This is a genomic window from Georgenia alba (assembly GCF_042665525.1).
Taxonomy (GTDB): domain Bacteria; phylum Actinomycetota; class Actinomycetes; order Actinomycetales; family Actinomycetaceae; genus Allobogoriella; species Allobogoriella alba.
Window position 1 is genome coordinate 661,720 of the sequence record NZ_JBHTCQ010000002.1, and the last position, 26,035, is coordinate 687,754.

A 26,035-nucleotide genomic window follows, 5' to 3' on the forward strand; every position below is an offset into this window, starting at 1 on the left:
GATACGAGGCCGAGTTCGGGACAGGGTGGTGCCTACCGGAACCGGCGCGGCATCCGGGGCCGCGGGACACCCGCGCGCAGGAGCTTCCGCTCCAGGGGCGTCCGGCGCCACATGTCCTGCCAGTCCCACCTCACGAATCCGGTGAGCTGCGCCCGGAGCTCGTCCTCGCGCCGTTTCTCGTCCACGACCCGCCGCGCCGCGCCGGCCGCTCCTGCGCCGTCGAGGTACTTCCCGTCACCGTCGGCCTCCCCGCCGACGCCTGCGTCGCGCCAGTAGAAGTCGAGGTACGCCTCCTGAGCGAGCTCGGGCAGCCAGAAGCGCACCTGGAGCTCCGGCTCGGCGAACCCGAGCTCCTCGATGGTCAGCCGGCTCATCGACTCGAACGCGGACTCGGCCTTGGGGGTGCACCGGTCGAGCACTGCCTCCACCTTGTGTCGGCGCGGGTACGGCACGAGACGCTCGTGCTCGGCCTGGATCCGCTCCCGCGTCGTCAGCGGCGATGCGGTGCCGTGGCGCGGTACGTGGATTGCAGCGTCGAACGCTGGAAGCGCGGCAGAGAGGGGAGCGTGCCGCGCGAGCTGGATGAGGGTGAGCTCGACGGAGGTCGTCACGAGGCCGTCGACCACCGCAGTGCGTCCTGCGGTGTCGCAGGCGACGTGGACGACGCCACGCCTACGCCTGGCGTGGCGGTCGCGGGCCAGCACGTAGACGTCCTCCGGCCACCGCCCCACGACGGGCAGGCCCAGCAGGGCCGCCGCCGAGTACGAGGTGAAGATCGCGTCCTTCATCCGACGTGCTGCCGCCAGGACCGTCCGGCGGTAACGCTGTGCGTCCTGCTGCGCGGGCGACAGTCCGGCGTCGTGCTCGACCACTCGATAGACCCCGCGACCGACGCGTTCGATCTCCCCGTGCCGGAAGGCGGTGTCCAGGTCGGCCCTGAGGCCCAGCTCCGCCACGTCGCGGTAGACGATGAGCCCGTGCGGGTCTGTAGGGAGCGGTGATGCCATCGACCCATGACAGCGCAGTGGCAGGACGGTGACCCCGGCGACCGGACCGTTCTGTGGACGAGCCGGCATCGGCGGACCGCCCCACACCACCTTGTCCCGAGATCACCACGGGATACGAGGCCGAATTCGGGACAGGGTGGTGGCTTGCGCTCAGGAGGCGCCGGCGGTGAGCTCCGCAGGGCAGCCGAGCTCGTGCGGCGGAGCATCGGCGGGCGCGGTGTGGGCGGCGGCGCGTGCGCGTCCGTAGTTCCACTCGAGCAGGTCTGTGGGCCCGCTGGTGTCCCAGCCGAAGCATCGGGTGAGCTCCTCCGGCAGGCCGGCGGCGATCGTGGGCCGCGCGTCGTCGCTGAGGCCTGCCAGGTACGCCAGGTCCAGGTTCCCTGTCTCCTCGTAACGGTCGATGTTGCGCTGCGCGACCCAGGCGTCCGGGTTGGCGAGCCCGATGACGAGCAGGAAGCCGGCGCCGGAGAGCAGGGCCGCCCGCGGCAGCCAACGGCCGCGTAGCCGGATGCCCGCCACCATGACCAGCACGACGACGAGCCCGAGCCAGACCTCGAAGGCGTCGACCAGCACGCGCAGCACCGTGTATCCGTACGCCTCCTGGTACACCGCCATGCGGTAGAGCGCCGAGGCGACCACGACGAGGGTCAGCACGCACAGCACACCGAGGGCGACCCGGAGCACGACGCGGTCCCGGACGGTCGCCCGGGGTGCCTTGCGCACCGCCAGCGCGACCGAGGCGAGCGTCAGCGCGGTCGCCACGGTGAGCTGCCCGAACCCCTGGTGGACGTACTCGGCGTAGCTCAGCCCGGTGACGGTCCGGACGTAGGCGTGCCCACCCCACATGGCCGACGCCTGTGCCACGGTGAAGCCGGCGAACGTCGCCACGACGAGCCCGATCGGCACCAGCCACTCCCACGCCCGGGCCACCGGCTGGGCCTCCGGCAGCGCCAGACGTTCCACGGGCGGCGGGTTGAGCGCCACGTAGCAGCAGGTCAGCACGAGGCCGGCGACGACGACGAGGAGGAACGTCCGGAGCGTCAGGTCCTCCCAGTCCCAGTCGGGCACGAGGTCCGCGACCCAGGTGCCGAAGATCGCGTCGCCGGAGGCGAACAGACCGCCGAACACCACGAGCGCCACGAGCGAGACCGCGGCGGTGCGCAGCACGGGCCACAGCAGCCGGTGCCGGCTGGTGCTGGTGACGGTGCGCCCGAGCAGCGGCAGCCCGCGGACGGCCGCGAGCACCCACGAGGCCGCGCCGGCGGCCATCGGCACCAGCCGGCGGGCGTCGGTGAGCGCGGTCGTGACGAGCACGGCCACCACCAGGAGCGACAGGACCGCTAGCCATTCCGCGTCGCGGAGGACCACGAAGGATCCCAGGCCGGCGGACAGCGCCGCGGACAGCAGGGTCCATGGACTGGTGCGCCGTACCGACCTGCTGAGCACGAGCGCGCCGCCGCCGAGCAGCACGAGCAGCGCGCCGAGGCCCAGGTCGTGGTCGGGGATCACCAGCGCGGCGAGCGCGCCGACCAGCAGCGACCCCAGCAGCGCGACGGGCGCTGTCACCAGGCCACGCTCGGGCCACAGATCGGCGAAGAGGGTGTCGAGGAACGAGCGTTCCTCGGGGATGACGACGCCGGAGGGTTGGGCGGCCCCGGCGGGCATGGTGATCACGGGAGTCTCCTTCGCGGGAGGCACGGGCGCGGGCGTCCGTGCACGGTCGGCCGGTGGTGCGGAACGGGGTGCGCGCGGCAGCACCGCGCGGATGGTGGCGCCTGGGGCGCCGTCGTCCACGACGGCGATGGAGCCGCCGTGCAGCTCGCACACCCACGCGGCGATGGCGAGCCCGAGGCCGGTGCCGCCCCCGCCGTCGTCGGCGGTGCCGAACCGGAAGATCTCCTCCTCCTGGCCCGGCGGGATCCCGGGACCGGCGTCGGCGACCTCGAGGAACCAGCGGTCGGCACCCTGGGCCCCGGCCCGCACGGCGACGGTGGAGCCCGTCGGTGCGTGACGGGCGGCGTTGTCCAGCAGGTTGGCGACGACCTGCGCCAGTCGGTCGGCGTCGGCCGCCACGGTGAGGTCCGCGGGCTCGACGGAGACCGTGTACTCGACCAGCCGGCCGTCGACGCGGGCCTCGCCCACGGCCGCGACGAGCAGGTCGATGACGTCCACGGCCGCCACGTCGAGCGGGGCCGCGCCGGTGTCCACCCGGGCCAGGTCCAGCAGGTCCGCGACGAGCGTGCCGAGCCGCTCCGACTGCGCCAGCGCCGACTGCAGTGCCTCGTCGTCGGGCCGCACCACGCCGTCCACCAGGTTCTCCAGCAGCGCGCGCTGCGCGGCGAGCGGGGTGCGCAGCTCGTGCGAGACGGTCGCGAGCAGCCGACGGCGCTGCTGGTCGGCCGCCTCCAGGTCGACGGCCATGGTGTTGAACGCCCTGCCGAGCCGCCCGACCTCGTCCGCGGAGGTCGCCGCGACCCGCCGCGAGTAGTCGCCCGTGGCCATCGCGCCCGCGGCGTCGGTCATCTCCCGCAGCGGAGCGGTCATCCCGCGCGCCAGCCACTGCGTCACACCGAGCGCGGCGGCCACGGTGACCGGGACCGTGAGCAGCCCCGAGACCCCCGCCCGGTTGCCGATCTCGGCCACCAGCGCCGCCACGACGATGGACACGCCCACGAGGAGCCCGATCTTGAGCTTGATGGACCCGACGCGGTCCAGCGGCCGCTCCGTCCCGCGGGGGGTCATCGGACCTCCAGGGCGTACCCGACACCGTGCACGGTGCGCACGCGGTCGGCCCCGATCTTGGCCCGCAGCGCCTTGACGTGCGTGTCGAGCGTGCGGCTGCGGTGCGCGTCCGCCCAGCCCCACACCTGCAGCATGAGCTCGTCGCGACCGTGGACCCGCCCCGGTTCGGCGGCGAGCGCGACCAGCAGGTCGAACTCGAGCGGGGTGAGGTGCACCGCCGCGCCGGAGACCTCGACACGGCGCCCGGCAACGTCGACGCGGAGCGGGCCGAGCACGATGGGCGCCTGCTCGCGGCCCTCGGCCGCCAGCTCACGGGCCCGCTCCACGCGGCGCAGGAGCGCCCGGACACGGGCGACGACCTCGCGCATGCGGAACGGCTTGGTGACGTAGTCGTCGGCGCCGACGCCGAGCCCGACGAGCACGTCGGTCTCCTCGACCCGGGCGGTGAGCATGAGCACCGGCACGGGACGCGACGCCTGGATGCGGCGGCAGACCTCGATGCCGTCGAATCCGGGCAGCATGACGTCCAGCAGGACGAGGTCGGGATGGCCGGACTCGAAGGCCTCGACGGCGCCGGGGCCGTCGTGCGCCTGGTCGACGGCGAAGCCCTCGGCGACGAGCCGGTCGGTCAGGGCCTGGTTGATCGTCCGGTCGTCCTCGACCACCAGCAGTCTCGATGTGCTCACGAGAGCGAGCCTAGGAGCGCGTGGCTGAGGTTCCCGTCCGGTCGGTGTGAGGGTCCTGTGAAGATCCTGTGCGGGTCAGGCGGAGGTGACCAGCACGGCGGCGTTGTGGCCACCGAAGCCGAACGCGTTGTTGATGGCCGCGACCTGCCCCGCCGGGAGCTCGCGTGGGGTGTCCCGCACCAGGTCGATGGTGATGCCCTCGTCCATCGTGACGACGTTGATCGTGGGCGGGGCGACCCGCTCGCGGACCGCCAGGATCGTCAGTACGGTCTCCAGCGCCCCGGCGCCACCGAGCAGGTGGCCGGTCATGGACTTCGTGGCCGAGACGGCGGTGTCGTCGCCGAGGACGCGGCTGATCGCTGCGGCCTCGATGCCGTCGCCGAGCGGCGTGGAGGTGGCGTGCGCGTTGACGTGCACGACGTCACGACCGCTGAGGCCGGCGTCCTCCAGCGCGATGCGCATGGCGCGCTCCTGGCCGCCGCCCTCGGGGTCGGGGGGCGCCACGTCGTAGGCGTCTGCGGTCATCCCGATGCCGGCGACGACGGCGTGCACCGTGGCGCCGCGCGCCTCCGCGTGCTCGGCGGACTCCAGGACGACCACGCCGGAGCCCTCGCCCATGACGAAGCCGTCCCGGTCGACGTCGTACGGGCGGGAGGCGCCCGCCGGGTCGTCGCTGCGGGTCGAGAGGGCCTGCATCTTGGCGAAGGCCGCCATCGGCAGCGGATGGATGGCCGCCTCGGTGCCGCCGGCGATGACGATGTCCGCCCGGCCGTTGCGGATCATGTCGACGCCGTAGCTGATCGCCTCCGCGCCCGACGCGCAGGCCGAGACCGGGGCGTGCGCGCCGGCCTTCGCGCCGTACCGGATCGAGATGTTCGCGGTGGGGGAGTTGGCCATGAGCATCGGCACGGTGAGCGGCATGACCCGCCGCGCGCCCTTCTCCCGCACCGTGTCCCAAGCGTCGAGGATCGTCCACACCCCGCCGATCCCGGTCCCGACGACGGCACCGAGCCGTTCGCCGTCGACCTCGGGGGAGCCGGCGTCCGCCCACGCCTCCGCGGCCGCGACGACGGCGTACTGGGCGGAGGGGTCGAGCCGCCGGGTCTCCTGACGGGTGAGGACCGTCTCGGGCGAGACGGCGACCGTGCCGGCGAAGTTCACCGGCACCTGGTACTGCTCCACCCAGTCGTTCTCGAGATGGTGCACGCCGGACTTGCCCGTGAGCACCTGCTCCCAGGTGGAGGCGACGTCCCCGCCGAGCGGGTTCGTCGTGCCCAGACCGGTGACGACGACGGTGCGCTGTGACATCGAGCTGCTCCTGGGTCTCGACCCGCCACCTGGGCGGGCCCTCGGCTTCGGTGGTGCAGGGTGCACGGGGCGCGTCGGCGCCCCGTGCACGGCGTCAGCCCTGCGCCTTGGTGATGTAGCTGACCGCGTCCTGGACGGTGCGGAGGTTGCCGACCTCCTCGTCGGGGATGCGGACGTCGAACTTCTCCTCGGCGAGGGTGGCGATCGTCATCATCGACAGGGAGTCCACGTCGAGGTCGTCGGTGAAGGACTTCTCGGGCTTGACCTCCTCGGCCGGCAGCCCGGTCTCCTCGTTGACGATCTCGGCCAGTCCGGCCAGGATCTCCTGCTCGCTGTGAGCCATGTCTTCTCCGTCCCTGTGTTGCGGTTGTCGGTGCACAGTCTGGTGGGTGGGGTGGGCGCCTGTGACGCAGGCGCGCGGGTCTAGGGCAGGACCACGACCTGAGCGGCGTACACGAGGCCGGCCCCGAACCCGATCTGCAGGGCGATGTCCCCGCTGCTGGCCGCCCCTTCCCGCAGCAGGCGCTCGGCCGCCAGCGGGATCGACGCGGCGGAGGTGTTGCCGGTGTCGGCGATGTCGCGGCCGACCACGACGTCCTCCCGCAGGCCGAGCATCTTCACCATGTGGTCGATGATGCGCATGTTGGCCTGGTGGGGGAGGAACACGTCGATGTCCTGCGGCGTCAGGCCGGCCGCGGCGACGGCCTCCTCGGCGACCTTCGTCATCTGGAAGACCGCCCACTTGTACACGGACGGCCCCTCCTGCCGCAGCGTCGGCCAGTCGACCTCCCCGGCGCGGCCGTCGCGCAGCTCGAGCCAGGAGTGGGTCTGCTTGATGAGGCCCGCCTGGGAGCCGTCCGACCCCCACACGGTCCGGCCGATGCCCGGGGTGTCCGAGGGGCCCACGACGACGGCGCCCGCCCCGTCCCCCAGGAGGAAGCTGATCGACCGGTCGGTCGGGTCGATGAAGTCGGACATCTTCTCCACCCCGACCACGAGCACGTGGCGGGCGGTGCCCGCGCGGACCAGCGCGTCCGCCTGGGCGATCCCGTAGGAGTAGCCGGCACAGGCGGCGGAGATGTCGTAGGCCGAGGCGGGCGTCGCGCCCAGCCGGTCGGCGAGGACGGCGGCGAGGGAGGGCGTCTGCTCGAACCAGGTGACGGTGGCGACGATGACCACGTCGATCGCGGCGCCGTCGATCCCGGCCTTGCCGAGCGCTTCGCGGGCCGCCTCCTCCGCGAGGTCGGCGACCGAGACGTCCGCGCCCGCCCGGCGCCGGGTGACGATGCCGGTGCGCTGCCGGATCCACTCGTCGGAGGAGTCGATCGGCCCGACGATCTCGTCGTTGGGCACCACGTGCTCGCCGCGCGCGCCACCGATCGCGAGGATCCGGGCGTGCTCGACCGGGGTGGCCGCGCGCAGGGCGGGTCTGGTCATCGAGCACCTCCGTGACGGGCGACGAGGTCGCGTGCTGCGGTCAGGTCGTCGGGGCCGGTGAGGGCCAGCGTCTCGACCCCGGGCAGCGTACGCCGGGCGAGGCCGGTGAGGACGCCGCCGGGGCACAGCTCGATCGCAGCCGTGACTCCGAGCTCGACCAGTCGCTCGCAGCACAGGTCCCAGCGCACCGGGCTCGCCACCTGGTTCACGAGCCGCTCGACGGCGTCATTGCCCGAGGTGACGACGGCGCCGTCGGCGTTGGACAGCAGCGGCACGGTGGGGTCGGACGGCGTGAGGGCGTCTGCGGCTGCACGGACCTGCTCGACGGCGGGTGCCATGTGCTCGGTGTGGAAGGCGCCGGCGACCTGGAGCGGAATGACGCGCGTCCGGGCGGGCGGGGCCTCGCCGAGAGCCTCCAGCTGCTCGGCGGTGCCCGCGGCGACCACCTGGCCGCCGCCGTTGACGTTCGCGGCGGTCAGGCCGTGCCGCTCGAGGGTCTCGGCGACCTCCTCCGGCCGGCCACCGACCACCGCGCTCATGCCGGTCGGACGCGCGGCGGCCGCGTCGGCCATGGCCCGGCCACGCTCCCGGACGAGCCGCAGCGCGTCGTCGTCGGACAGCACGCCGGCGACCGCGACGGCAGCGAGCTCGCCGACCGAGTGGCCCGCGGTGGCACCGACGACGCCACGCTCGAGGCCGAGCGCATGCAGGCTGAGGAGGGATGCCGCGACAAGCAGGGGCTGCGCGACGCGGGTGTCACGGATCGTGTCCGCGTCCGCCGTCGTGCCGAGCGACCGCAGGTCGAGCCCGGTGACGGCCGAGTACGCCTCGAGCCGCTCGGCCGCGCCGTCGAGCTCGAGCCACGACTCGAGCATCCCGGGTTTCTGGGCGCCCTGACCAGGGCACAGGAGGGCTAGCACCGTCCCAGCCTCCCGTCGGCGGGGAGCCGGACGCGCCTACGACGCCTACCAACTCCCCGAGAGGCCCTTGTCGGAGTCCTACAATGCGCGCTGCGACGCCGGCCGTACCGTGAGACGTCCGTCACGCGATCACACGCCCCGGTGGGCGACGGCCGACTCCGAGAGCCGGCCGACGGCGAGCGCGATCTGCAGCACGAGGCCCTCGCGGGCGTCCGTCGGGTCCCACCCGACCACCTGCCCGATCCGGCGCAGCCGGTAGCGGACGGTGTTCGGGTGCACGTAGAGGGCACGGGCCGCGCCCTCGAGGGACCGACCCTGGGCGAGGTACTCCTCGAGGGTCTGCACCAGGGGCCTGCCGGCCGCGACGAGGGGACGGTAGAGCTCCTGGACGAGCGTGCGGCGGGCGAGCGGGTCACCGTTGAGCATGCGCTCGGGCAGCAGCTCGTCCGCGAGCACCGGCCGCGGTGCTCCGGGCCAGGCGGCGACGGCGAGCATCCCGGCGAGCGCGGCCCGGGCGGAGCGGCCGGCGTCACCGACCTCGCCCGCCTCGGGGCCGAGCACCACGGGGCCGGGTCCGAACCGGGGGAGCAGCGAGGAGGCTGCGGCGCGCAGGTCGCCCTCCCCGCCGAGCACCACGACCACTCGCTCGCCCTGGATCCCGACGAGCGCGTCCTGCGCGGCGCGGCGGCACGCGCGGCGCAGGTCGGCGGTCCGGCGTTCGTCCATGTCCGGCGGCGCCTGGCCCACGACGACGAGCGTGCCGCCCTTGCCGGACCAGCCCAGGGCGGAGATCCGCGAGCGCAGGGTCTCGTCCCCGCCGCGGATGAGCGAGTCGACCACGAGCGCCTCGAGGCGGGCGTCCCACGCCCCGCGGGACTCGGCGGCACGGGCGTAGACCTCGGCCGCGGAGAACGCGACCTCGCGCGAGTAGACGAGGACGGCCTCCCGCAGGTCGGCCTGCTGGCCCTCCTCGGCGAGCTTGACCGCGTTGTCCTCGACCACCTCGACGACGATGCGTACGAGCTGGAGCGTGTGCTGCAGCGAGATGGAGCGGGTCAGCTCCGGCGGGGCGGCCCGGAAGATCTCCTGGGCGTTGTAGGAGCCTTCCTCCGGAGTCTCGTACCAGTTGATGAAGGCGGCGATCCCGGCCTGGGCCACCAGCCCGATCCAGGAGCGGTCCTCGGCGGCGAGGTCGCGGTACCAGTCGAGCTCGGCGTCGAGCCGCCGCAGGGCCTCGGTGGTGAGCATGTCGGTGCCGCCCCGCAGGCGCCGCACGACGTCGGAGCTGCCCGTGTCGCGTCCGCCGCGGCGCTGCCGGGCGGCTGCGGGCTCGGGTGAAGGCATGGGGTGAGCATAGGCGAGCGTTGTCGGATGCCTACAAACCCGCCCGGGCCGTGGTCAGGCGTTCGACCCCGCCTCGGCGGCGGTGACCTCCGGCTCGAGCTGCGCGACCGCGTCCTCGGTCCCGGCCTGCTGACCGTCGGCGGCCAGGGCGGCCAGCAACCGCCGGGCTTCCGCCGGGCGGTGCGCGTCCAGGGCCGCCCGGATCACCTGCACACCCGCCTCGACCACGTGCTCCTTCGCGTTCCAGTGCCCGACACCCAGGCCCAGACCCTCGCCCGGCAGGTCCGCCTCCCGCAGCATCCGGACGGACTCGGCGAGCGCGACGCCGGAGTGGTCACGTTCGCAGGCACCGCCCAGCCGGCGCATGGCGCCCTCGCGGTCGTCGTGCAGCGAGAGCCGGGCGAGCTCGACGAGGGCGTACCAGGAGCGCGGGTTGCCGGCGATCTCCTCGGCGAGCGACCACACGGCCAGGTCCGCGGCACGGTCCCGCGGGCTGACATGGCTGTCCGCGATCAGCGGGTCCGCCGGTGCCGTCGCCGCGGCGTGACGCCGGACGAGCTCGGCGAGCGCCTTGAACGCGTCGATGTCGTTGGGGTTCTTCACGAGCTTGGCGCGCAGCTCGTCCTCCATCGCCATCTCCGCTCCCTGGTCCTGACCGCCGTCCCTCGTGGCTGACGGACGCCGGACACCCACGCGCGTCGCGGGCGTCCGCCGCGCGAGCAACGAGCGGAGCCGATCGATCCACGACATGCTCTCGACCCTATCCGGTGCCCACCGACGGCGCCCGGTCACTGACGAGCAGACCGACGAGCCGACCGAGCGAGCGGACGGAGCGAGCCGACCGGGCGAGCAGGGCCTCAGGCGTCGCCGCCCGCCGTGCCCGAGACCCCGGCGTGGACGTTGAACAGGTCGTACTTCTCGATCGCCTGCCGCACGACGTCCCGGTCGACCTCGCCGCGGTCCGCCAGCGCCTGCAGCGCACGCACGGTCATGGAGTGCGCGTCGATGAAGAGCTGACGGCGCGCGGCCGGCCGGGTGTCGGAGTAGCCGAAGCCGTCGGCGCCGAGCACGTAGTAGTCGCCCGGGACCCACGGACGGATCGCGTCCTGCACCTGGTGCTCGAAGTCCGACGTCGCGACGAACGGCCCGCCGGCGTCCCGCAGCTTGGTGGTCACGTACGCCTCGCGCGGCTCCTCGCCCGGGTGGAGGAAGTTGTGGTCGTCCGCGGCGACGCCGTCCCGGCGCAGCTCGTACCAGCTGGTCACCGACCACACGCCGGCGCGTACGCCCCAGTCCTCGGCGAGCAGCTCGCGGGCGTGGACCGCCCACGGGACCCCGACGCCGGAGGCGAGCAGCTGCACCCGGGGCCCGTCACCCTCGGGCGCGGAGACCTGGTAGATGCCCCGCAGCACGCCCTCGACGTCCAGGTTCTCCGGCTCGGCCGGCTGCTGCATCGGCTCGTTGTACACCGTGAGGTAGTACATGACGTCCTTGTCCCTCGAGTCCGCCTCGTCCTCGCCGTACATGCGCTGCAGGCCGTCGCGGACGATGTGCCGGATCTCGTAGGCGTACGCCGGGTCGTAGTGCACCACAGCGGGGTTGGTCGAGGCGAGGACCGGGGAGTGGCCGTCCATGTGCTGCGTGCCCTCGCCGGCCAGGGTCGTCTTGCCGGCCGTGGCCCCGATGATGAACCCGCGGGCGAGCTGGTCGCCGGCCGCCCAGAACTGGTCGCCGGTCCGCTGGAACCCGAACATCGAGTAGAAGATGTAGACCGGGATCATCGGCTCGCCGTGCACCGCGTAGGCCGTGCCGAGGCTCTGGAACGCCGCCGCAGAGCCGGCCTCGTTGATGCCGGTGTGGAGGATCTGCCCCTGCTCGGACTCCTTGTAGCTGAGCATGAGGTCGTGGTCCACGGAGGTGTAGTTCTGGCCGTGGACGTTGAAGATCTTCGCGGTCGGGAAGATCGAGTCGAGGCCGAAGGTGCGCGCCTCGTCCGGGATGATCGGCACGATGCGGCGGCCGATCTCCTTGTCCTTCATGAGCTCCTTGAGGAGGCGGACGAACGCCATGGTCGACGCCACCTCCTGCTGCCCGGAGCCCTTCTTGAGGATCTCGTACGGCTTCTCGTCCGGCAGCGTGAGCGGCTTGCGCTCGGTGATCCGCTCCGGGATGTAGCCGCCGAGCGCCTTGCGCCGCTCGAGCATGTACCGCAGTGCCTCGTCGTTCTCGTCCGGGCGGTAGTACGGGGCGTTGTACGGGTCCTCGAGCTGCTCGTCCGAGATCGGGATGCGCAGCGCGTCACGGAGCATCTTCAGGTCCGTGGTCTTCATCTTCTTCATCTGGTGCGTGGCGTTGCGCCCCGCGAAGGACGGTCCCAGCCCGTAGCCCTTGACCGTGTGGGCGAGGATCACGGTCGGCTGCCCGGTGTGCTCGGACGCCGCCTTGTAGGCGGCGTAGAGCTTCCGGTAGTCGTGGCCCCCGCGCTTGAGCGCCCAGATGTCCTCGTCGCTCATGTTCTTCACGAGCTCCTTGGTCCGCGGGTCGCGGCCGAAGAAGTGCTCCCGGACGTAGGCGCCGTCGTTCGCCTTGTAGGTCTGGAAGTCCCCGTCCGGGGTGGTGTTCATGAGGTTGACCAGGGCGCGGTCCTTGTCCGCGTTGAGCAGCGCGTCCCACTCCCGGCCCCAGATGACCTTGATGACGTTCCAGCCGGCGCCGCGGAACTGGGCCTCCAGCTCCTGGATGATCTTGCCGTTGCCGCGGACCGGGCCGTCCAGCCGCTGCAAGTTGCAGTTCACGACGAACGTGAGGTTGTCGAGGTTCTGCCAGGAGGCGAGCTGCAGCATGCCGCGCGACTCGGGCTCGTCCATCTCACCGTCGCCGAGGTAGGCCCAGACGTGCTGCTGCGAGGTGTCCGTGATCCCACGCTCGTGCAGGTACTTGTTGACCCAGGCCTGCTGGATCGCCTGGGCCGGCCCGAGGCCCATCGACACGGTCGGGAACTCCCAGAAGTCGGGCATGCGCCGCGGGTGGGGGTAGGACGGCAGGCCGCGGCCGCCCTCCGGGTGGGAGTACTCCTGGCGGAAGCCGTCGAGGTCCTGCTCGGTCAGCCGGCCCTCGAGGAACGCGCGGGCGTAGTTGCCCGGCGAGGCGTGTCCCTGGAAGAAGACGTGGTCGCCGCCACCGGGATGATGCTTGCCCCGGAAGAAGTGGTTCATGCCCACCTCGTACAGGGTCGCCACGGACGCGTACGAGGAGATGTGCCCGCCCACGGCGATGCCCGGCCGCTGCGCGCGCGTCACCATGACCGCGGCGTTCCACCGGATCCAGCCGCGGTACTTGCGCTCGACCGCCTCGTCACCGGGGAAGTACGGCTCCTGGTGGACGGGGATGGTGTTGACGTACGGCGTCGTGATCGGGTTGGGGATCGCGACCGAACGCTCCCGCGCGCGCTGCAGCAGGTTGAGCAGGATGTACCGGGCGCGCGGCCCGCCGCGGGTGTCGATGAGACCGTCCAGCGACTCCAGCCACTCCTGGGTCTCCTCCGCGTCGATGTCCTTCACCTGGCTGAGGAGTCCGGCGATCAGCGGCGAGGACTCGTCTCGTGAACTCACGCGTTCCCTCTTCTCACATCTTGCGTCGGCGGTGACGGCACGGTCTGCGACACCTCAGGGTAGGCACCATTGTCGTGCCACGGGGCCGCCGGGTCGAACCACCGGGCCCCCGTTCGGTGTGACACCGGACACCCACCGCCGCCGCGACGGCGGCCCGGCTCACCGATCGCCAGGCTTGCGGTAGGACCCGCCACTACGGTGGGCTTGAGCATCCGATGCGGGCGCCGACCGGCGTCCGACGAGAAGCAGGAGCCGCACGGCTCTGGGGAGGAAAGGACGCACGTGGCTGTCAGCGCGGGAGCCGGAGCCAGCAGGTTCGGCTTCACCACCGGGCAGGTGATCCAGGAGTTCCTCTACGACGACGACGTCGACCCCGCGGTGCGCCGGACCGTCGAGGAGGCGACCGGCAACGAGCTGGTCGACGAGGACTACGGGGACGTGTGCGACGGGGCCGTGATCTGGTGGAGGGCGGACGACGGCGGCCAGGAGGACCTGACCGACCTGCTCGTCGACGCGCAGTCCAACCTCGACGACGGCGGCCTGATCTGGGTGTTCACGCCGAAGCCCGGCCGTGAGGGGCACGTGGTGCCGGCGGACGTCGAGGAGGCTGCCCGCACCGCGGGGATGCTGGCGACGTCGGCCACGTCGGTGGGGGCGGCGTGGAACGGCATCCGCATCGCCGCTCGGAGCCGGTCGCGGCGGTGAGCGCGCCTGGCGGGTCGGGCCTTCCGTCCGTCGGCTCGCCGGCGCCGGATCTCGAGCTGCCGGACACCCGCGGCACGCCGGTGCGGCTGAGTGCGCTGCGGGGCACCCCGGTGGCGCTCGTGTTCTACCCGTTCGCGTTCTCGCACGTGTGCCACGCCGAGCTGGCGGAGCTTCGGGACCACCTGCCGGAGTTCACGGGGCGCGGGGTGCGCGTCCTCGGGATCTCCACCGACTCGATGTTCACGCTGCGCGCGTGGGACGACGAGGAGGGGTTCGGTTTCGACCTGCTCTCGGACTTCTGGCCGCACGGTGAGGTCTCGCGGTGCTACGGAGTCTTCGACGACGCGAAGGGGCATGCACGCCGAGGCAGCTTCCTCCTGGACGCCGACGGGATCGTGCGCTGGTCGGTCCTCAGCCCCGCCGGGCAGGCGCGTGACCTCGCCGAGTACCGCGCGGCGCTGACGAGGCTCCCGAGCTAGCCCACCGGCGCCGGGACAGCGGCGGTCCGGGCTACGCTGTCGGGGCGCCTGCGGGCGCACGGGCCTGTAGCTCAGTTGGTCAGAGCGCCGCGTTTACACCGCGGAGGTCGTCGGTTCGAGACCGGCCGGGCCCACCGTCACCCGTCGTCACCCGCCCGGGCGAGCTCCCGGATCCGGGCGTGCAGCTCCGCCAGGTCGGTCACGTGCAGGTCGACGTGGTCCTCGGGTCCGGGCGGGTCGCCGCCGGGACGCGGGACGTAGGCCGTGCGCAGGCCGGCCTGCGCCGCCGCCCGCAGGTCCCACGCGTGCGCGGCCGCCATGACCACCGGCGTCGCTGTGACCGGCACGCTGCGTAGCGCCAGCGCGTAGAGCGCGGGGTCGGGCTTGTAGGTCCCCACCTCCTCCGCGGAGAGGAGCTGGTGCCAGCGGAGCCGCGCGTGGCCGGCCAGGCCGGTGAGGGTCCGGCGGCTGGCGTTCGACAGGCCCACCACCGTGACGTCCTCGGCCAGTGCGTCCAGGCCCGCGACGCTGTCCGGCCACGGCGCCAGCCGTGCGGAGGTGTCGGCGAGGGCGGCCACGTCGTCGGCGGCGAGACGGCCCTGGTCCGCCAGGGCACGGAGGGCCTCGGCGTCGAGCTCGTGACTCGGGGCGAACGCCCGTCGGCCTTCGACGACCGCGCGCTCCTCGGTGGCGACGTGAGCCAGCCATCGCGCAACTACGTCGCCGGCTGCGGGGGTGCTGAGGCCGGTCCGGGCCGAGACGGCCCGGGTCATGCTGCCGGCCTGGTCGACGACCGTGCCGAGGACGTCGAGGACGAGGACGGGTCTGGCGCTGGTCCGCACCGTGCCCATGCTGGCACGAGCGGGCCGCTCGCTACGATGCCGCGCGTGGGGGACATCCTGCGGAACACCGGGCGGCTGATCGCGGCCCGCTGGCCCGAGCTGCTGGCGTTCGCGCTGGCGGGCGTCTACCTGTCGTACGTAGGCCTGCTCGGTGCGGCGACGCTCGCGGCGACCCAGAACCGGTACGTCGGCCTGCTCGCGCTGCCGTTGCCGATCCTCGTGCAGCTCGGCGCGTTCGTGGGCATGTTCCTGGTGCTGCGACCGCTGCTGCCGGCGTACCAGGAGCGGCTGGCGGCGGGACAGCTCGACCTCGACGTGCGGGAGACCAGCGGTGCGCGGCGGCGCTCCTCGGAGGTCACCACCTTCGCTGCCCAGGTCATGGTGCCGTTCTTCGTCATGTACTCCGCGTGGAACTTCCTGCAGGAGGACGTCGACCAGTACCAGTTCGAGGTCCGGCGCCGCATCTTCGACTCGTACGAGGAGGCCGCCGAACGGTTCACGCTCGAGCTCAACTGGATCAACGTGTCCCTCATCGCCGGCGCGTTCGTGCTGCGCCTCGCCATCCATCAGCTGCGCCGGGTGCTGCCGGCGTGGGTGGCCGCCATCGAGGTGTACCTCGAGGCGCTGTGGGTGTTCCTGCTCGCGCTGCTGGTCACCGAGCCGTTGCGGGCGATCCCGGACTGGTTCGCGGGCCGCGCGTTCGTCGGGTGGTGGACGCGGGTGTGGGACGGGCTGCTCGAGGGGGCCCCGCCGCTGCAGGCGCTGTGGGGTGTCCTCGTCCAGGCCGCGCAGGTCGTGGGGGAGACGCTGAGCACCTTGGCGCTGCCGCTCGCCTGGCTCGCCCTGACCGGCATCATCCTGGCGCGCCGGCTGGGCGAGCGCACCGCCGTCGACCTCGTCAGCACCAGGTCCCACGGTGTCCGGCGGGCCCGCGAGCGTCGCCTTCCGGTCCCGGTGCGGTTCGTCGCCGACGAGCTGGTGGAGGACGTCAGGCTCCGAGCCGACGCGCTGGTCGACGTGGGGCACGTGGTGGTCCGCGGCGGCCTGGTGACCATCACCGGCTTCATGCTGGCCTACACCGCGATCCAGTCCGGTGCGGACTGGCTGTTCCGCGGGATCGTCGTGCTCATCGGGCCGCACGAGCTGCTCTGGTGGCAGTCGGTGTACCCCGCGGTCAGCTCGGTCGTGAGCGCCCTGGCGGACCTCCTGCAGGTCGCCCTCCTGGCCGCGACGTTCGACCACTGCCTGGGCCGGATCGGTGACGCCGCTACTGCAGCGGCACCCGGACGTACCGAGGCAGCTGGGTCCCCGTCGAGATCTGCACCGTCATCGGACCGGAGCGGAGCGCCGTCCCCGGCACCATGAAGGCCATCTGGAAGTCGGCGTGGTCCGTCTGCTCGAGCACGCCGGAGTACCAGAAGCAGTCGCTCTCCATGCCCTCGGCGGGCATGAAGACCGTGGAGTCGGTCACCGGCTCCCACTGGCGCCCGTCGATGTCGAGGAGCACGTCGCACATCACGCTGTCGGCACCCGGGTCGTTCGGCTCGATCCGGGCCGTGACGACGACGAGCACCGTACCGGGCACCAGCTGCGAGCCCTGCGGGTCGTGCAGCACGTCGTGCCGGTCCACCGTGATCGTGAAGTCGTGGTAGCTGACCGGCTCGCCCACGGAGGCGTCGACCGGCTCGCCCTGGACCCAGTTGAGCCTCTCGCGCCAGTCCGTGAGGTACCAGGTCACCGCGAACGCGGGCAGCATGACGGCGAGGCTCGCCAGGGCGGCGACGTGCCGCCGGAACCAGCCGCGCTTCGCCGCACTCACTTGACGACCCGTTCGAGCGGGTCGGACAGCTGCACACGGTCCTCGTGCCGGACGCCGTCCAGACTCATGTCGAACACGAGGACGGAGTCGAGCGTGGTGTCGAGGCCGGTGTGCGCGGCGATCTCGATGCGCACGTCACCGTCGCCGTCCACGACGTGGCGCGGGACGTCGAACACGACCTCGCCGTACCGGTGGATCCCGACGGCGAGGGGTGTCGCCCAAGGGCTGCTGTAGTCCAGGCGGTTGTTGAGGGAGCTGTACCGGACGCCGTCGACGAGCAGGTCCGCATGACCGAGCGTCCCGGGCCCGACCACGGTGGCGGCGGCGACCGGGACGATCACGAAGACGCCGTCGGCCTGGAGCTCGGACACCTCGATGCCGTCGACCTGCAGGGTGTCGGCCGTCCGGACCGCGGTGCCCTCGGGAACGGCGGCGGCGTCGAGGTTGCGTCCGACGAGCCGTTCGCCGGCGTCACCCTCGACGGCGATCGGTCCCTGCTGCTGCCACGAGTCGGGTCCCAGCTCGCTGGCCGCCCAGGTGGCCGCGACCAGCCCCAACGCCGTCAGGTAGTGCAGCGCCCCACGCATCACAGGCCACCCTCCTGGACCGGGACGGACAGGGCCGCGGTGGGCTCGGGGTGTCGCCAGCCCGGCAGGTAACCGGCCTCCTCGACGAACCGGCGGTCCCACAGCGAGACGACGACGTCCTGGCCGGCGGGGATCGCGTCCGGTCGCACCTCGTACACGAGCCGGATGCGGGTCGGGAGCGCGGGCTGGAATGCGTCGAGGCGGGAACCGTCCAGGTGCAGCAGGGTGTAGTCGCGGACCCAGGGGCCTGCCTCGGGGTGCAGCGCGGCGACCTGGAACGGATCGATGATGGGCTCCTCCAGCAGGTTCTCCACCTCCAGGTCGAGGACCACGACGTCGTTGGACTCGTCGAACGGGCTGTAGCCGGGCAGCGACGACACGAGGTGCGCGCCCCGGACCCGGACCGACATCTCGCCGTTGCGGTGCTCCTCGCCGACGGCGATCTCGTCCACGCCCGGCGGAAGGCCCTCGTACGTGTCGGGGCCGCTCGCCCAGGCCACACCGCCCAGGGCGAGCAGGGCGTAGCCGAGCGTCACCGCGAGCACCACGACGGGGTGCTCGCGCGCGTAACGGCGAAGCCACCGGAGGCTGGGCACGGCCCAAGCATAGGGAAGCGGCCCGAGCCGGCCAGGGCCCGGGATACGCTCGTGCGGATGACCGACCTGCTCCTCGCCGATCTGCTCTCCGTCCTGGAGCGCCACTACCCACCCGGCACGGCCGAGGACTGGGACGCCGTTGGCCTGGTCGCGGGTGACCCGGCTCAACCGGTCCGGAAGGTGCTGCTCGCCGTCGACCCGGTGGAGGATGTCGCTCGGGAGGCGCTGGAGATGGGTGCCGACCTGCTCGTGACCCACCACCCGCTGTACCTGCGCGGCACCTCGAGCGTCGCCGCGACGAACCCGAAGGGCCGGGTGGTCCACGACCTCGTGCGTGGCGGGTGCGCCCTCTACACCGCGCACACGAACGCCGACGCGGCAGAGGGGGGCGTCTCGCAGGCCCTGGCCGACCTGCTCGGCCTGGTGGACGTCCGGCCTGTGGCGCCGCTGCCCGCTGACGCCCTCGACACCCTGGTGACGTTCGTGCCGCACGAGGCGACGACGGACGTGGTGGACGCTCTCGCGGCGGCCGGGGCGGGCCGGCTCGGGGAGTACGAGCGGGCTGCGTTCGTGGCACCGGGTACCGGCACCTTCCGCCCGCTCGCCGGGGCGAACCCGACGATCGGGTCCGTGGGGCGGACGGAGGAGGTCTCCGAGGACCGCATCGAGATGGTGCTGCCCCGGGCTCGGCGCTCCGCCGTCGTGCAGGCGTTGCGGGCCGCGCACCCGTACGAGGAGCCCGCCTTCAGCCTGCTCGCCCAGGCAGATCCCGGCGCCGCAACCGGGACCGGGCGGATCGGGCGGCTCGCCGAGCCGGTGACGCTGCGGGAGTTCGCCGCCCGGGTCGCCGACGCCCTGCCGGCGACGCCGCAGGGGATCCGCGTGGGTGGGGAGCTGGACGCGGTCGTCAGCACCGCCGCGGTCTGTGGTGGCTCGGGGGACTCGCTCCTCGGCCGCGTGCGCGCCCTGGGCGCCGACGTCTACGTGACGGCCGACCTGCGGCACCACCCGGCGTCCGAGCACCTCTCCGGCGGCCGGCCGTTCCTCGTGGACGCCACGCACTGGGCGAGCGAGTGGCCGTGGCTGCCGCGGGCCGCGGATCTACTGCGTACCGCGGCCGAGGCGCGCGACGCTAGGTTGGACGTGCACGTCTCGACACTCGTCACCGACCCGTGGGAGCTCGTGCTGGAAGGAGCCCGCTCGTGACCACCGCCCCCAAGGACGCCCAGCGGCGGCTGCTGGACCTGCAGGCCCTCGACACCCGGATCGCCAAGCTCGCGCACCAGCGGCGCACGCTGCCCGTGCTGGGCACGCTGGAGGAGCTGCAGGGCCGCGCCGAGGACGTGCACCGCGCGCAGGTGGAGGCGAAGACCGTGCTGTCGGACACCCGCCGCGAGCTGAATCGCGCCGAGGCCGACGTGGAGCAGGTCCGCAACCGCGCGGCACGCCACCAGGCCCAGCTCGACTCCGGGCAGGGCCTGTCCCGTGAGCTGGTGGCGCTGCAGAACGAGCTCGCCCAGCTCGCGGACCGTCAGGCCGTGCTGGAGGAGGCCGAGCTGGAGGTCATGGAGCGGCTCGAGGAGGCCGAGAAGCGGGCCGCGGAGCTCCAGACGCAGGAGGAGGCCATCGCGGCCGACATCGAGCGGCACACGGCCGACCGGGACGCGTCGTTCGCCGAGATCGATGCCGAGCTGGAGAAGACGCGTGGCGAGCGGGAGGAGCTCGCCGCACAGGTCGACGCGGAGCTGCTGGACCTGTACGAGTACGCCCGGTCCCGCACCGGCGGGTTGGGCGTCGTCGCGCTGCGCGGGCACCGCACCGAGGGTGTGAGCATCGACTTCACGCTCAGTGAGCTCTCCGCGATCGACAGCGCCCCGGAGGACGAGGTGCTCGTCTCCGAGGAGCACGGCTACGTCCTGGTCAGGCTCGACGACTGACGAGCGTGAGGGTCCAGCCCCGCGGCCGGTGGTCCAGCTCGACCGCGTCCACCTGGCCGGTGTTCTCCCCCTGTGCCGGCTCGTCCCGGGTCACCATCTCCTCGGCCGCCGCGGCCACGTCCTGCGCCGAGCGGAGCGGCCGGCCCGGCCGGGTGAGCAGGTGGTGCACGAGGAGCCCGCGGGCGTGCTTGGCGTTGTGCGAGACCACCTGACGGCGGCCGTCGTGCTCCCGCACCACGCGGACGTCGACGTGGTCGCTGCCCGCGGGCGGTCGCCAGGACGCCGCGTAGGTGGCCGACCGGCAGTCCACGACGACGTCGCCGACCGCCTGCTCGTCGAGGACCTCCGGGAGGTGCTCACGCCAGTAGGCGGACAGCTTCCGCCGCGGCTCGAGCCCGGGCAGCGTGACGTCCATCGACAGCCGGTAGGCCGGGATCCGGTCGCCGGGTGCCAGGACTCCCCAGAGCCCGGAGAAGATGCGGACCGAGGCGGTGGCGCGGCGTCGTGCCGTGCCCGTGAGGTGGCCGAGCCGGGCCGCGGCGAAGAGCACGCCGGTGTAGACCGTGGCCGCGGGCCCGGCCGGTGCGGTTCGCAGGGCGGTGTTCGCGCGGACCTCCTCGGCGAGGCCGGCACCGACGCCGAGGATGCCGGTGGCGTCGGGCCGCGCCGAGCTGTCGATGAGGTGGTCGAGCACCCGATCACGGGCGCCGGCGAGGCCGGGCGCCGAGAGTTCGGCGAGGTCGACGGGACGGCCGTGGGCGGGAGCGGTCTTGCCCTCGGACGGGGGAAGGAGCAGGAGCACCCCGGGATGTTAACCGGCCGCTAGAATCGGCTGCGCGGATGAGTCGGCCAGGCGGTCGCGTCACACCTGCGGGTGTGCCGAGGAACGTCCGGGCTCCGTAGGGCAGGGTGGTGGGTAACACCCACCCGGGGTGACCCGCGGGACAGTGCCACAGAAAGCAGACCGCCGTCGGGCCCGGCCCGGCGGTAAGGGTGAAACGGTGGTGTAAGAGACCACCAGCGCGGCGGGTGACCGTCGCGGCTCGGTAAACCCCACCCGGAGCAAGACCAGACAGCAGGCGTATGAGGGCGGCCCGCCCGAGCCTGCGGGTAGGTCGCTGGAGGCGTGCGGCAACGTACGTCGTAGATGGATGGCCGCCACCGCGGCGCAGGCCGCGGGACAGAACCCGGCGTACCGGCCGACTCATCCGCCCTTACGGCCCTCGCCGCCGCGTCACTCGTTCGGCATGAGGATCCACAGGATCAGGTAGACGAACAGCTGGCTGCCGGGGATCACCATGAGGATCAGGACGAAGAGCAGGCGGGCCGCCCACGGACCCAGGCCGAAGCGGCGGCCGAGCCCCGAGCAGACGCCGGCGATGATGCGGTTGTTGCGGGTGCGGACGAGACCCTGCCGGGACATGGACATGCGGACGTCGGACATGGATGTCTCCTTCGATCGTGGTGGCCGGTCGTCTCAGGCCTCGTCTGGCATGAGGATCCATAGCACGAGGTACGTGACGAGGCTCGGGCCCGGAATGACGAGCAGGAGGAGGAAGACGAGCCGCAGCGCCCAGGGGTGTACGCCCAGGCGGCGGCCGAGCCCGGCACACACCCCGGCGACGATGCGGCCGCCACGGGGACGGACGAGGCCGCTGCGGGCCAACGATGCGCGGATGTCGGACATGTTGGGGCTCCTCTCTCGGGGACTACCTCAAGCATGCGGCTTCCGGCGGCCGAGGACATCCGGGGCGGACCCTGATCGGACCCTGACTGCGGCCGGCCTCGGGCCAGGGGAGGGTGAGCCCGGCCACCGGACGATGCGGGGGCCGGCGTCAGTTGTGACCGATGGCGGCCAGGTGCGCCGCCCCGACGATGCCGGCGGTGTTGCGCAGGCCCGCCGGCACGATGGGGGTCTTCAGCTCGAGCAGCGGCAGGAACTTCTCGTGCTTCTTGCTCACCCCGCCGCCGACCACGAAGAGGTCGGGGGAGAACAGCATCTCCACGAACTCGTAGTAGCGCTGCAGCCGCTTGGCCCACTTGCGCCAGCTCAGCCCTTCGGCCTCCTTGACGGAGGAGGCGGCGCGGTCCTCGGCGTCGTACCCGTCGATCTCCAGGTGGCCCAGCTCGGTGTTCGGCACGAGCTTGCCGTCGAGGAGGAAGCCCGAGCCGATCCCGGTGCCGAGCGTCGTGACGATGACGACGCCGGGCGTTCCCTTGGCGGCACCGAAGGCGGCCTCGGCCACCCCGGCGGCGTCGGCGTCGTTGACCGCGGAGACCGGCCGCCTGGTCGCCTCACTCATGAGTGACGGCACGTCCACCCCGGTCCACGACTGGTCCAGGTTGGCGATGAACGGCACGACGCCGTGCTTGACCGGCGCGGGCACGGTCAGTCCTACCGGCACGTCGTCCGCGAGATCGAACGAGTCGACGAGCTCGGCCACGGTCGCCGCGACGGCCTGCGGGGTGGAGGGCTGCGGCGTCGGGATGCGGAGCCGGTCGGCGATGAGCTCGCCGGTCGCGAGGTCGACCGGCGCCCCCTTGATCCCCGAGCCTCCGATGTCGATCCCGAAGGCGACGGCGGTCCCTGCTGTGCTCATGACGCTCCTGTCGGTGTGCGGGCTTCTCACGGACGGGTGAGGATCTCGGCGCCGTCGTCGGTGACGACGACGGTGTGCTCCCACTGCGCGCTCCGGGACCGGTCGCGCGTCACGACGGTCCAGCCGTCGTCCCACTGCTCCCAGTCGGGCGACCCCAGGGTGAGCATGGGCTCGACGGTGAAGACCATGCCGGGGACCATGACGTCGTCGTGGGCGGGGGCGCTGTCGTAGTGCGGCACCACGAGCTCCGAGTGAAAGGCCTCGCCGACCCCGTGGCCGGTGAACTCCCGGACCACGCCGTAGTCGTACCGCCGTGCGTAGGACTCGATGACACGGCCGATCACGTTGACCTCCCGTCCGGGCCGGATCGCGCGGATTCCTCGCTCCATCGCGGTCCGCGTGCGCTCGACCAGCAGCCGCGACTCCTCGTCGACGTCACCGACGAGGAACATCGCGTTGGTGTCACCGTGCACCCCGTCGAGGTACGCCGTGACGTCGATGTTGAGGATGTCGCCGTCGGCCAGGACGGTGCTGTCCGGGATGCCGTGGCAGATGACCTCGTTGACGGAGGTGCAGATCGACTTCGGGAAGCCCCGGTAGCGCAGGGTGGAGGGATAGGCGCCGTGCCGGACGAGGAACTCGTGCCCGAGCACGTCCAGCTCCTCCGTGGTGGTGCCGGGCGCCACGTGCGGCCCGAGGTGCTCCAGGGTGCGTGCGGCGAGCCGGCCGGCGCGACGGATGCGCTCGACGGTCTCCGGGCTCTTGACGTCGGACGCGGTGACCCGCTCCGGTCCGGTGCGTCCGACATACTCGGGCCGGGGGATCTCGGCGGGAACGGCGCGGACCGGGGAGACGGTCCCCGGCACCAGGGTGCCGCGGGGAGCTCGGTCGGCCAGCATGGTGGTGAGTCTATTGGGGCACGACGAGGAGTCGATGTGAGCGAGCAGGACGAGTACTACTACGACCTCGGATCGGGCCAGGTGGTCCGCGGCAAGGCCCGCGGGTGGACCAACCGCATGGGGCCCTACCCGACGGCGGAGGAGGCGGCTCGCGCGATGGAGCACGCCAAGGAGCGCAACGAGGAGTGGAACGCCGAGAACCAGTCCTGGGACGAGGAGCGGTAGTTACTCGAACGAGTGCTCCGCGGCGGGGAACGTCCGCCCCCGCACCGCCTGCGCGTATGCCTGGGCCGCACCCCGCAGCTCGGCACCGAGCTCGGCGAACCGGCGCGCGAATCGCGGCGACCAGGACGTCATGCCCGCCATGTCCGTCCACACCAGCACCTGGCCGTCGACGTCCGAGCCGGCGCCGATCCCGATCGTGGGGACCTCGAGCACCTCGCTGACCCGGACGGCCACCGCGGCGGGCACCATCTCGAGCACGACGGCCACCGCCCCAGCCTGCGCGACGGCCAGGGCGTCACCGACCAGGCGCTCGGCGGCCTCGTCGTCGCGACCCTGCACCCGTTTGCCGCCCAGCAGGTTCTCCGACTGCGGGGTGAACCCGACGTGCCCGACCACCGGGATGCCGGAGCGGGTCAGCAGCGCCACGTGCTCCGCGAGGTGGGCGCCGCCCTCGAGCTTGACGGCGTGCGCCCCGCCCTCCTTGAACATGCGGACCGACGTGGCGAGGCACTGCTCCGGGCTCGCCTCGTACGAGCCGAAGGGCAGGTCGGCGACGACCAGGGCGCGGCGTACGGCGCCGCTGACGGCACGGACGGCCGGGATCATCTCCTCCACGGTGACCGGGATGGTGCCGGAGTAGCCGAGCATCGTGTTGCCGATCGAGTCGCCCACGAGCAGGACGTCGATCCCGGCCTCGTCGAAGATGCCGGCCGTGACGGCGTCGTAGGCGGTCAGCATCGTGATCGGCTCGCCCCGCTCCTTGGCCTGGCGCAGGTGGTGCACCCGGACACGACGGGGCGCGGGCGCGGCGTCGGACATCTCTCCTCCTGGCAGCCGTGGTGGACGTGCCCAGCCTATGCCGCGGCCGTACGCCATGATGGGGGAGTGCGGCGTCACCGCGGCGCTGGCCCGGAGCAGGCGGAACGAGGGAGTGGTCGATGGACAAGCAGCAGGAGTACGTGCTCCGGACGATCGAGGAGCGCGACGTGCGCTTCATCCGGCTCTGGTTCACCGACGTCCTGGGCGTGCTGAAGTCCGTCGCGATCGCGCCCGCCGAGCTCGAGGGCGCGTTCGCCGAGGGCATCGGCTTCGACGGCTCCTCCATCGAAGGGCTCTCCCGGGTCTACGAGTCCGACATGCTCGCCAAGCCCGACCCTTCCACCTTCCAGGTGCTGCCGTGGCGCGGCGAGGAGAACGGCGTCGCGCGGATGTTCTGCGACGTGCTCACACCCGCCGGCGAGCCCGCCAAGTCCGATCCGCGCAGCGTGCTCAAGCGTGCGCTGAACAAGGCGGCCGACGCCGGGTTCACCTTCTACGTCCACCCGGAGATCGAGTTCTACCTCTTCCACGACGTCTCCTCGCCGGAGGAGAAGCTCGTGCCGGTCGACACCGGCGGCTACTTCGACCACGTGGCCCGCGGAACGGCGCACGACTTCCGCCGTGACGCGATCACCGCGCTGGAGTCCATGGGCATCTCGGTGGAGTTCTCCCACCACGAGGGCGGGCCCGGGCAGAACGAGATCGATCTGCGGTACGCCGACGCCCTCTCCATGGCGGACAACATCCAGACGTTCCGCACCGTCATCAAGGAGGTGGCGCTGCGCCAGGACGTCCTCGCCACGTTCATGCCCAAGCCCCTGGTGGACGCGCCGGGCTCGGGGATGCACGTGCACATGTCCCTCTTCGAGGGAGACCAGAACGCCTTCCACGACCCGTCCGGCGAGTTCCACCTGTCCGGGACGGCACGGAAGTTCATCGCCGGGCTGCTGCGCCACGCGTCGGAGATCACCGCGGTGTGCAACCAGCACGTGAACTCCTACAAGCGGCTGTGGGGCGGCGGCGAGGCGCCGAGCCACATCTCCTGGGGCCACAACAACCGCTCCGCGCTGGTGCGTGTGCCCATGTACAAGCCGGACAAGGGCGGCTCCGCGCGGGTGGAGTACCGGGCGCTGGACTCCGCGGCGAACCCGTACCTGGCGTTCGCGGTGCTGCTCAACGCGGGCCTGAAGGGCATCGAGGAGGACTACGAGCTCCCCGAGGGGGCCAGCGAGGACGTCGCGGCGATGAGCCGCGCCGAGCGCCGGGCCCTGGGGATCAAGTCGTTGCCCGCGTCGCTGCGGGAGGCGATCGAGCTGATGGAGTCCTCCGAGCTGGTGGCCGAGACGCTCGGCGAGGACACCTTCGAGTACTTCCTGCGGAACAAGCGCACCGAGTTCGAGGAGTACCGCAACCAGGTCACCGCGTACGAGCTGCAGCGGTTCATCCCGGCGCTCTGAGGACCGCGGGTGATG

Annotated in this window: 27 protein-coding genes, 1 tRNA gene and 1 other RNA gene; 9 read left to right on the forward strand and 20 right to left on the reverse strand. The window is 72.5% G+C overall.

Annotated features, from left to right (window positions below):
• Nucleotides 1–32: 32 nt before the first annotated feature.
• The 10 genes from ACFQQL_RS12880 to aceE form a co-directional block, all read right to left on the reverse strand.
• Complete coding sequence (locus ACFQQL_RS12880) at nucleotides 33–1,007, reverse strand: hypothetical protein (RefSeq protein WP_382394969.1); 975 nt, start codon at nucleotides 1,005–1,007, stop codon at nucleotides 33–35.
• Between the two features lie 150 nt (nucleotides 1,008–1,157).
• Entirely contained in the window at nucleotides 1,158–3,749 is a 2,592-nt protein-coding gene (locus ACFQQL_RS12885; RefSeq protein ID WP_382394971.1) for a DUF4153 domain-containing protein, read from the reverse strand.
• Nucleotides 3,746–4,435 (reverse strand): response regulator, encoded by a 690-nt coding sequence (locus ACFQQL_RS12890; protein ID WP_382394973.1) that lies wholly within the window; start codon nucleotides 4,433–4,435, stop codon nucleotides 3,746–3,748. The genes ACFQQL_RS12885 and ACFQQL_RS12890 overlap by 4 nt, the downstream gene beginning before the upstream one ends.
• A gap of 75 nt (nucleotides 4,436–4,510) precedes the next feature.
• Nucleotides 4,511–5,743, reverse strand: coding sequence for a beta-ketoacyl-[acyl-carrier-protein] synthase family protein (locus tag ACFQQL_RS12895; RefSeq protein WP_382394975.1), 1,233 nt, complete (start codon nucleotides 5,741–5,743; stop codon nucleotides 4,511–4,513).
• 94 nt (nucleotides 5,744–5,837) lie between these two features.
• Nucleotides 5,838–6,086 carry an acyl carrier protein gene (locus tag ACFQQL_RS12900; RefSeq protein WP_382394977.1) on the reverse strand — a complete coding sequence of 83 codons (249 nt, stop codon included), beginning with the start codon at nucleotides 6,084–6,086 and terminating at the stop codon, nucleotides 5,838–5,840.
• A gap of 80 nt (nucleotides 6,087–6,166) precedes the next feature.
• Nucleotides 6,167–7,180, reverse strand: a complete 1,014-nt coding sequence (locus ACFQQL_RS12905; protein WP_382394979.1) for a beta-ketoacyl-ACP synthase III — start codon at nucleotides 7,178–7,180, stop codon at nucleotides 6,167–6,169.
• Nucleotides 7,177–8,100, reverse strand: coding sequence for an ACP S-malonyltransferase (locus tag ACFQQL_RS12910; RefSeq protein ID WP_382394981.1), 924 nt, complete (start codon nucleotides 8,098–8,100; stop codon nucleotides 7,177–7,179). Before ACFQQL_RS12910 ends, ACFQQL_RS12905 begins: the two co-directional genes overlap by 4 nt.
• A 129-nt stretch (nucleotides 8,101–8,229) precedes the next feature.
• Nucleotides 8,230–9,444, reverse strand: a complete 1,215-nt coding sequence (locus ACFQQL_RS12915; protein ID WP_382394983.1) for a PucR family transcriptional regulator — start codon at nucleotides 9,442–9,444, stop codon at nucleotides 8,230–8,232.
• Between the two features lie 54 nt (nucleotides 9,445–9,498).
• A complete protein-coding gene (locus ACFQQL_RS12920) occupies nucleotides 9,499–10,080 on the reverse strand; it encodes a hypothetical protein (protein ID WP_382394985.1) in 582 nt (193 codons plus the stop codon).
• Nucleotides 10,081–10,301: 221 nt separating this feature from the next.
• Complete coding sequence (gene aceE, locus ACFQQL_RS12925; RefSeq protein WP_382394987.1) at nucleotides 10,302–13,055, reverse strand: pyruvate dehydrogenase (acetyl-transferring), homodimeric type; 2,754 nt, start codon at nucleotides 13,053–13,055, stop codon at nucleotides 10,302–10,304.
• A 282-nt stretch (nucleotides 13,056–13,337) separates the two neighbouring features.
• On the opposite strand from aceE, the gene ACFQQL_RS12930 reads away from it, so the two are divergent.
• The 3 genes from ACFQQL_RS12930 (at nucleotide 13,338) to ACFQQL_RS12940 (ending at nucleotide 14,373) form a co-directional block, all read left to right on the forward strand.
• Entirely contained in the window at nucleotides 13,338–13,760 is a 423-nt protein-coding gene (locus ACFQQL_RS12930; protein ID WP_382394989.1) for a DUF3052 domain-containing protein, read from the forward strand.
• Nucleotides 13,757–14,239 carry a peroxiredoxin gene (locus ACFQQL_RS12935; protein ID WP_382394991.1) on the forward strand — a complete coding sequence of 161 codons (483 nt, stop codon included), beginning with the start codon at nucleotides 13,757–13,759 and terminating at the stop codon, nucleotides 14,237–14,239. The genes ACFQQL_RS12930 and ACFQQL_RS12935 overlap by 4 nt, the downstream gene beginning before the upstream one ends.
• A gap of 60 nt (nucleotides 14,240–14,299) precedes the next feature.
• Nucleotides 14,300–14,373: transfer RNA gene (locus tag ACFQQL_RS12940), tRNA-Val, on the forward strand.
• Nucleotides 14,374–14,376: 3 nt separating this feature from the next.
• Here the strand turns inward: ACFQQL_RS12940 and ACFQQL_RS12945 are convergent.
• On the reverse strand, nucleotides 14,377–15,081 hold the full coding sequence (locus tag ACFQQL_RS12945) for a haloacid dehalogenase type II (protein WP_382394993.1): 705 nt from the start codon (nucleotides 15,079–15,081) through the stop codon (nucleotides 14,377–14,379).
• A gap of 45 nt (nucleotides 15,082–15,126) precedes the next feature.
• Between ACFQQL_RS12945 and ACFQQL_RS12950 the strand changes: the two genes are divergently transcribed.
• On the forward strand, nucleotides 15,127–16,446 hold the full coding sequence (locus ACFQQL_RS12950) for a hypothetical protein (RefSeq protein ID WP_382394995.1): 1,320 nt from the start codon (nucleotides 15,127–15,129) through the stop codon (nucleotides 16,444–16,446).
• Here ACFQQL_RS12950 and ACFQQL_RS12955 read toward each other — a convergent pair.
• From ACFQQL_RS12955 to ACFQQL_RS12965, 3 genes are read right to left on the reverse strand one after another with little or no spacing between them, the layout of a single operon-like run.
• Entirely contained in the window at nucleotides 16,349–16,900 is a 552-nt protein-coding gene (locus ACFQQL_RS12955) for a hypothetical protein (protein WP_382394997.1), read from the reverse strand. The genes ACFQQL_RS12950 and ACFQQL_RS12955 overlap by 98 nt on opposite strands.
• A complete protein-coding gene (locus ACFQQL_RS12960; protein ID WP_382394999.1) occupies nucleotides 16,897–17,487 on the reverse strand; it encodes a hypothetical protein in 591 nt (196 codons plus the stop codon). The genes ACFQQL_RS12955 and ACFQQL_RS12960 overlap by 4 nt, the downstream gene beginning before the upstream one ends.
• Nucleotides 17,487–18,083, reverse strand: coding sequence for a hypothetical protein (locus tag ACFQQL_RS12965; protein ID WP_382395001.1), 597 nt, complete (start codon nucleotides 18,081–18,083; stop codon nucleotides 17,487–17,489). Before ACFQQL_RS12965 ends, ACFQQL_RS12960 begins: the two co-directional genes overlap by 1 nt.
• Nucleotides 18,084–18,140: 57 nt before the next feature.
• Between ACFQQL_RS12965 and ACFQQL_RS12970 the strand changes: the two genes are divergently transcribed.
• Both ACFQQL_RS12970 and ACFQQL_RS12975 read left to right on the forward strand, forming a co-directional pair.
• Nucleotides 18,141–19,289, forward strand: coding sequence for a Nif3-like dinuclear metal center hexameric protein (locus ACFQQL_RS12970; protein WP_382395003.1), 1,149 nt, complete (start codon nucleotides 18,141–18,143; stop codon nucleotides 19,287–19,289).
• Nucleotides 19,286–20,020 (forward strand): zinc ribbon domain-containing protein, encoded by a 735-nt coding sequence (locus ACFQQL_RS12975; RefSeq protein ID WP_382395005.1) that lies wholly within the window; start codon nucleotides 19,286–19,288, stop codon nucleotides 20,018–20,020. Before ACFQQL_RS12970 ends, ACFQQL_RS12975 begins: the two co-directional genes overlap by 4 nt.
• On the opposite strand, the gene ACFQQL_RS12980 is transcribed toward ACFQQL_RS12975, so the two are convergent.
• Entirely contained in the window at nucleotides 20,004–20,822 is an 819-nt protein-coding gene (locus tag ACFQQL_RS12980) for a YaaA family protein (protein WP_382395007.1), read from the reverse strand. The genes ACFQQL_RS12975 and ACFQQL_RS12980 overlap by 17 nt on opposite strands.
• Before the next feature lie 39 nt (nucleotides 20,823–20,861).
• On the opposite strand from ACFQQL_RS12980, the gene rnpB reads away from it, so the two are divergent.
• Nucleotides 20,862–21,231: RNase P RNA component class A (rnpB, locus tag ACFQQL_RS12985), an RNA gene on the forward strand.
• Nucleotides 21,232–21,254: 23 nt separating this feature from the next.
• On the opposite strand, the gene ACFQQL_RS12990 is transcribed toward rnpB, so the two are convergent.
• From ACFQQL_RS12990 to map, 4 genes are all read right to left on the reverse strand, one after another.
• The gene (locus tag ACFQQL_RS12990; protein ID WP_382395009.1) at nucleotides 21,255–21,464 is read right to left on the reverse strand and encodes a PspC domain-containing protein; all 210 of its coding nucleotides are present in this window, start codon (nucleotides 21,462–21,464) and stop codon (nucleotides 21,255–21,257) included.
• A gap of 33 nt (nucleotides 21,465–21,497) precedes the next feature.
• A complete protein-coding gene (locus ACFQQL_RS12995; RefSeq protein ID WP_382395011.1) occupies nucleotides 21,498–21,707 on the reverse strand; it encodes a PspC domain-containing protein in 210 nt (69 codons plus the stop codon).
• A 148-nt stretch (nucleotides 21,708–21,855) separates the two neighbouring features.
• Nucleotides 21,856–22,620 (reverse strand): polyphosphate--glucose phosphotransferase, encoded by a 765-nt coding sequence (ppgK, locus tag ACFQQL_RS13000; protein WP_382395013.1) that lies wholly within the window; start codon nucleotides 22,618–22,620, stop codon nucleotides 21,856–21,858.
• A gap of 26 nt (nucleotides 22,621–22,646) precedes the next feature.
• The gene (gene map, locus ACFQQL_RS13005; RefSeq protein ID WP_382395015.1) at nucleotides 22,647–23,519 is read right to left on the reverse strand and encodes a type I methionyl aminopeptidase; all 873 of its coding nucleotides are present in this window, start codon (nucleotides 23,517–23,519) and stop codon (nucleotides 22,647–22,649) included.
• A 36-nt stretch (nucleotides 23,520–23,555) separates the two neighbouring features.
• Between map and ACFQQL_RS13010 the strand changes: the two genes are divergently transcribed.
• Entirely contained in the window at nucleotides 23,556–23,744 is a 189-nt protein-coding gene (locus ACFQQL_RS13010) for an SPOR domain-containing protein (RefSeq protein WP_382395017.1), read from the forward strand.
• Here the strand turns inward: ACFQQL_RS13010 and panB are convergent, their stop codons facing one another.
• Nucleotides 23,745–24,563, reverse strand: coding sequence for a 3-methyl-2-oxobutanoate hydroxymethyltransferase (panB, locus tag ACFQQL_RS13015; RefSeq protein WP_382395019.1), 819 nt, complete (start codon nucleotides 24,561–24,563; stop codon nucleotides 23,745–23,747).
• 119 nt (nucleotides 24,564–24,682) lie between these two features.
• Here panB and glnA point away from each other — a divergent pair, with 119 nt between their 5' ends.
• On the forward strand, nucleotides 24,683–26,020 hold the full coding sequence (gene glnA, locus ACFQQL_RS13020) for a type I glutamate--ammonia ligase (RefSeq protein ID WP_382395021.1): 1,338 nt from the start codon (nucleotides 24,683–24,685) through the stop codon (nucleotides 26,018–26,020).
• Nucleotides 26,021–26,035 lie beyond the last annotated feature (15 nt).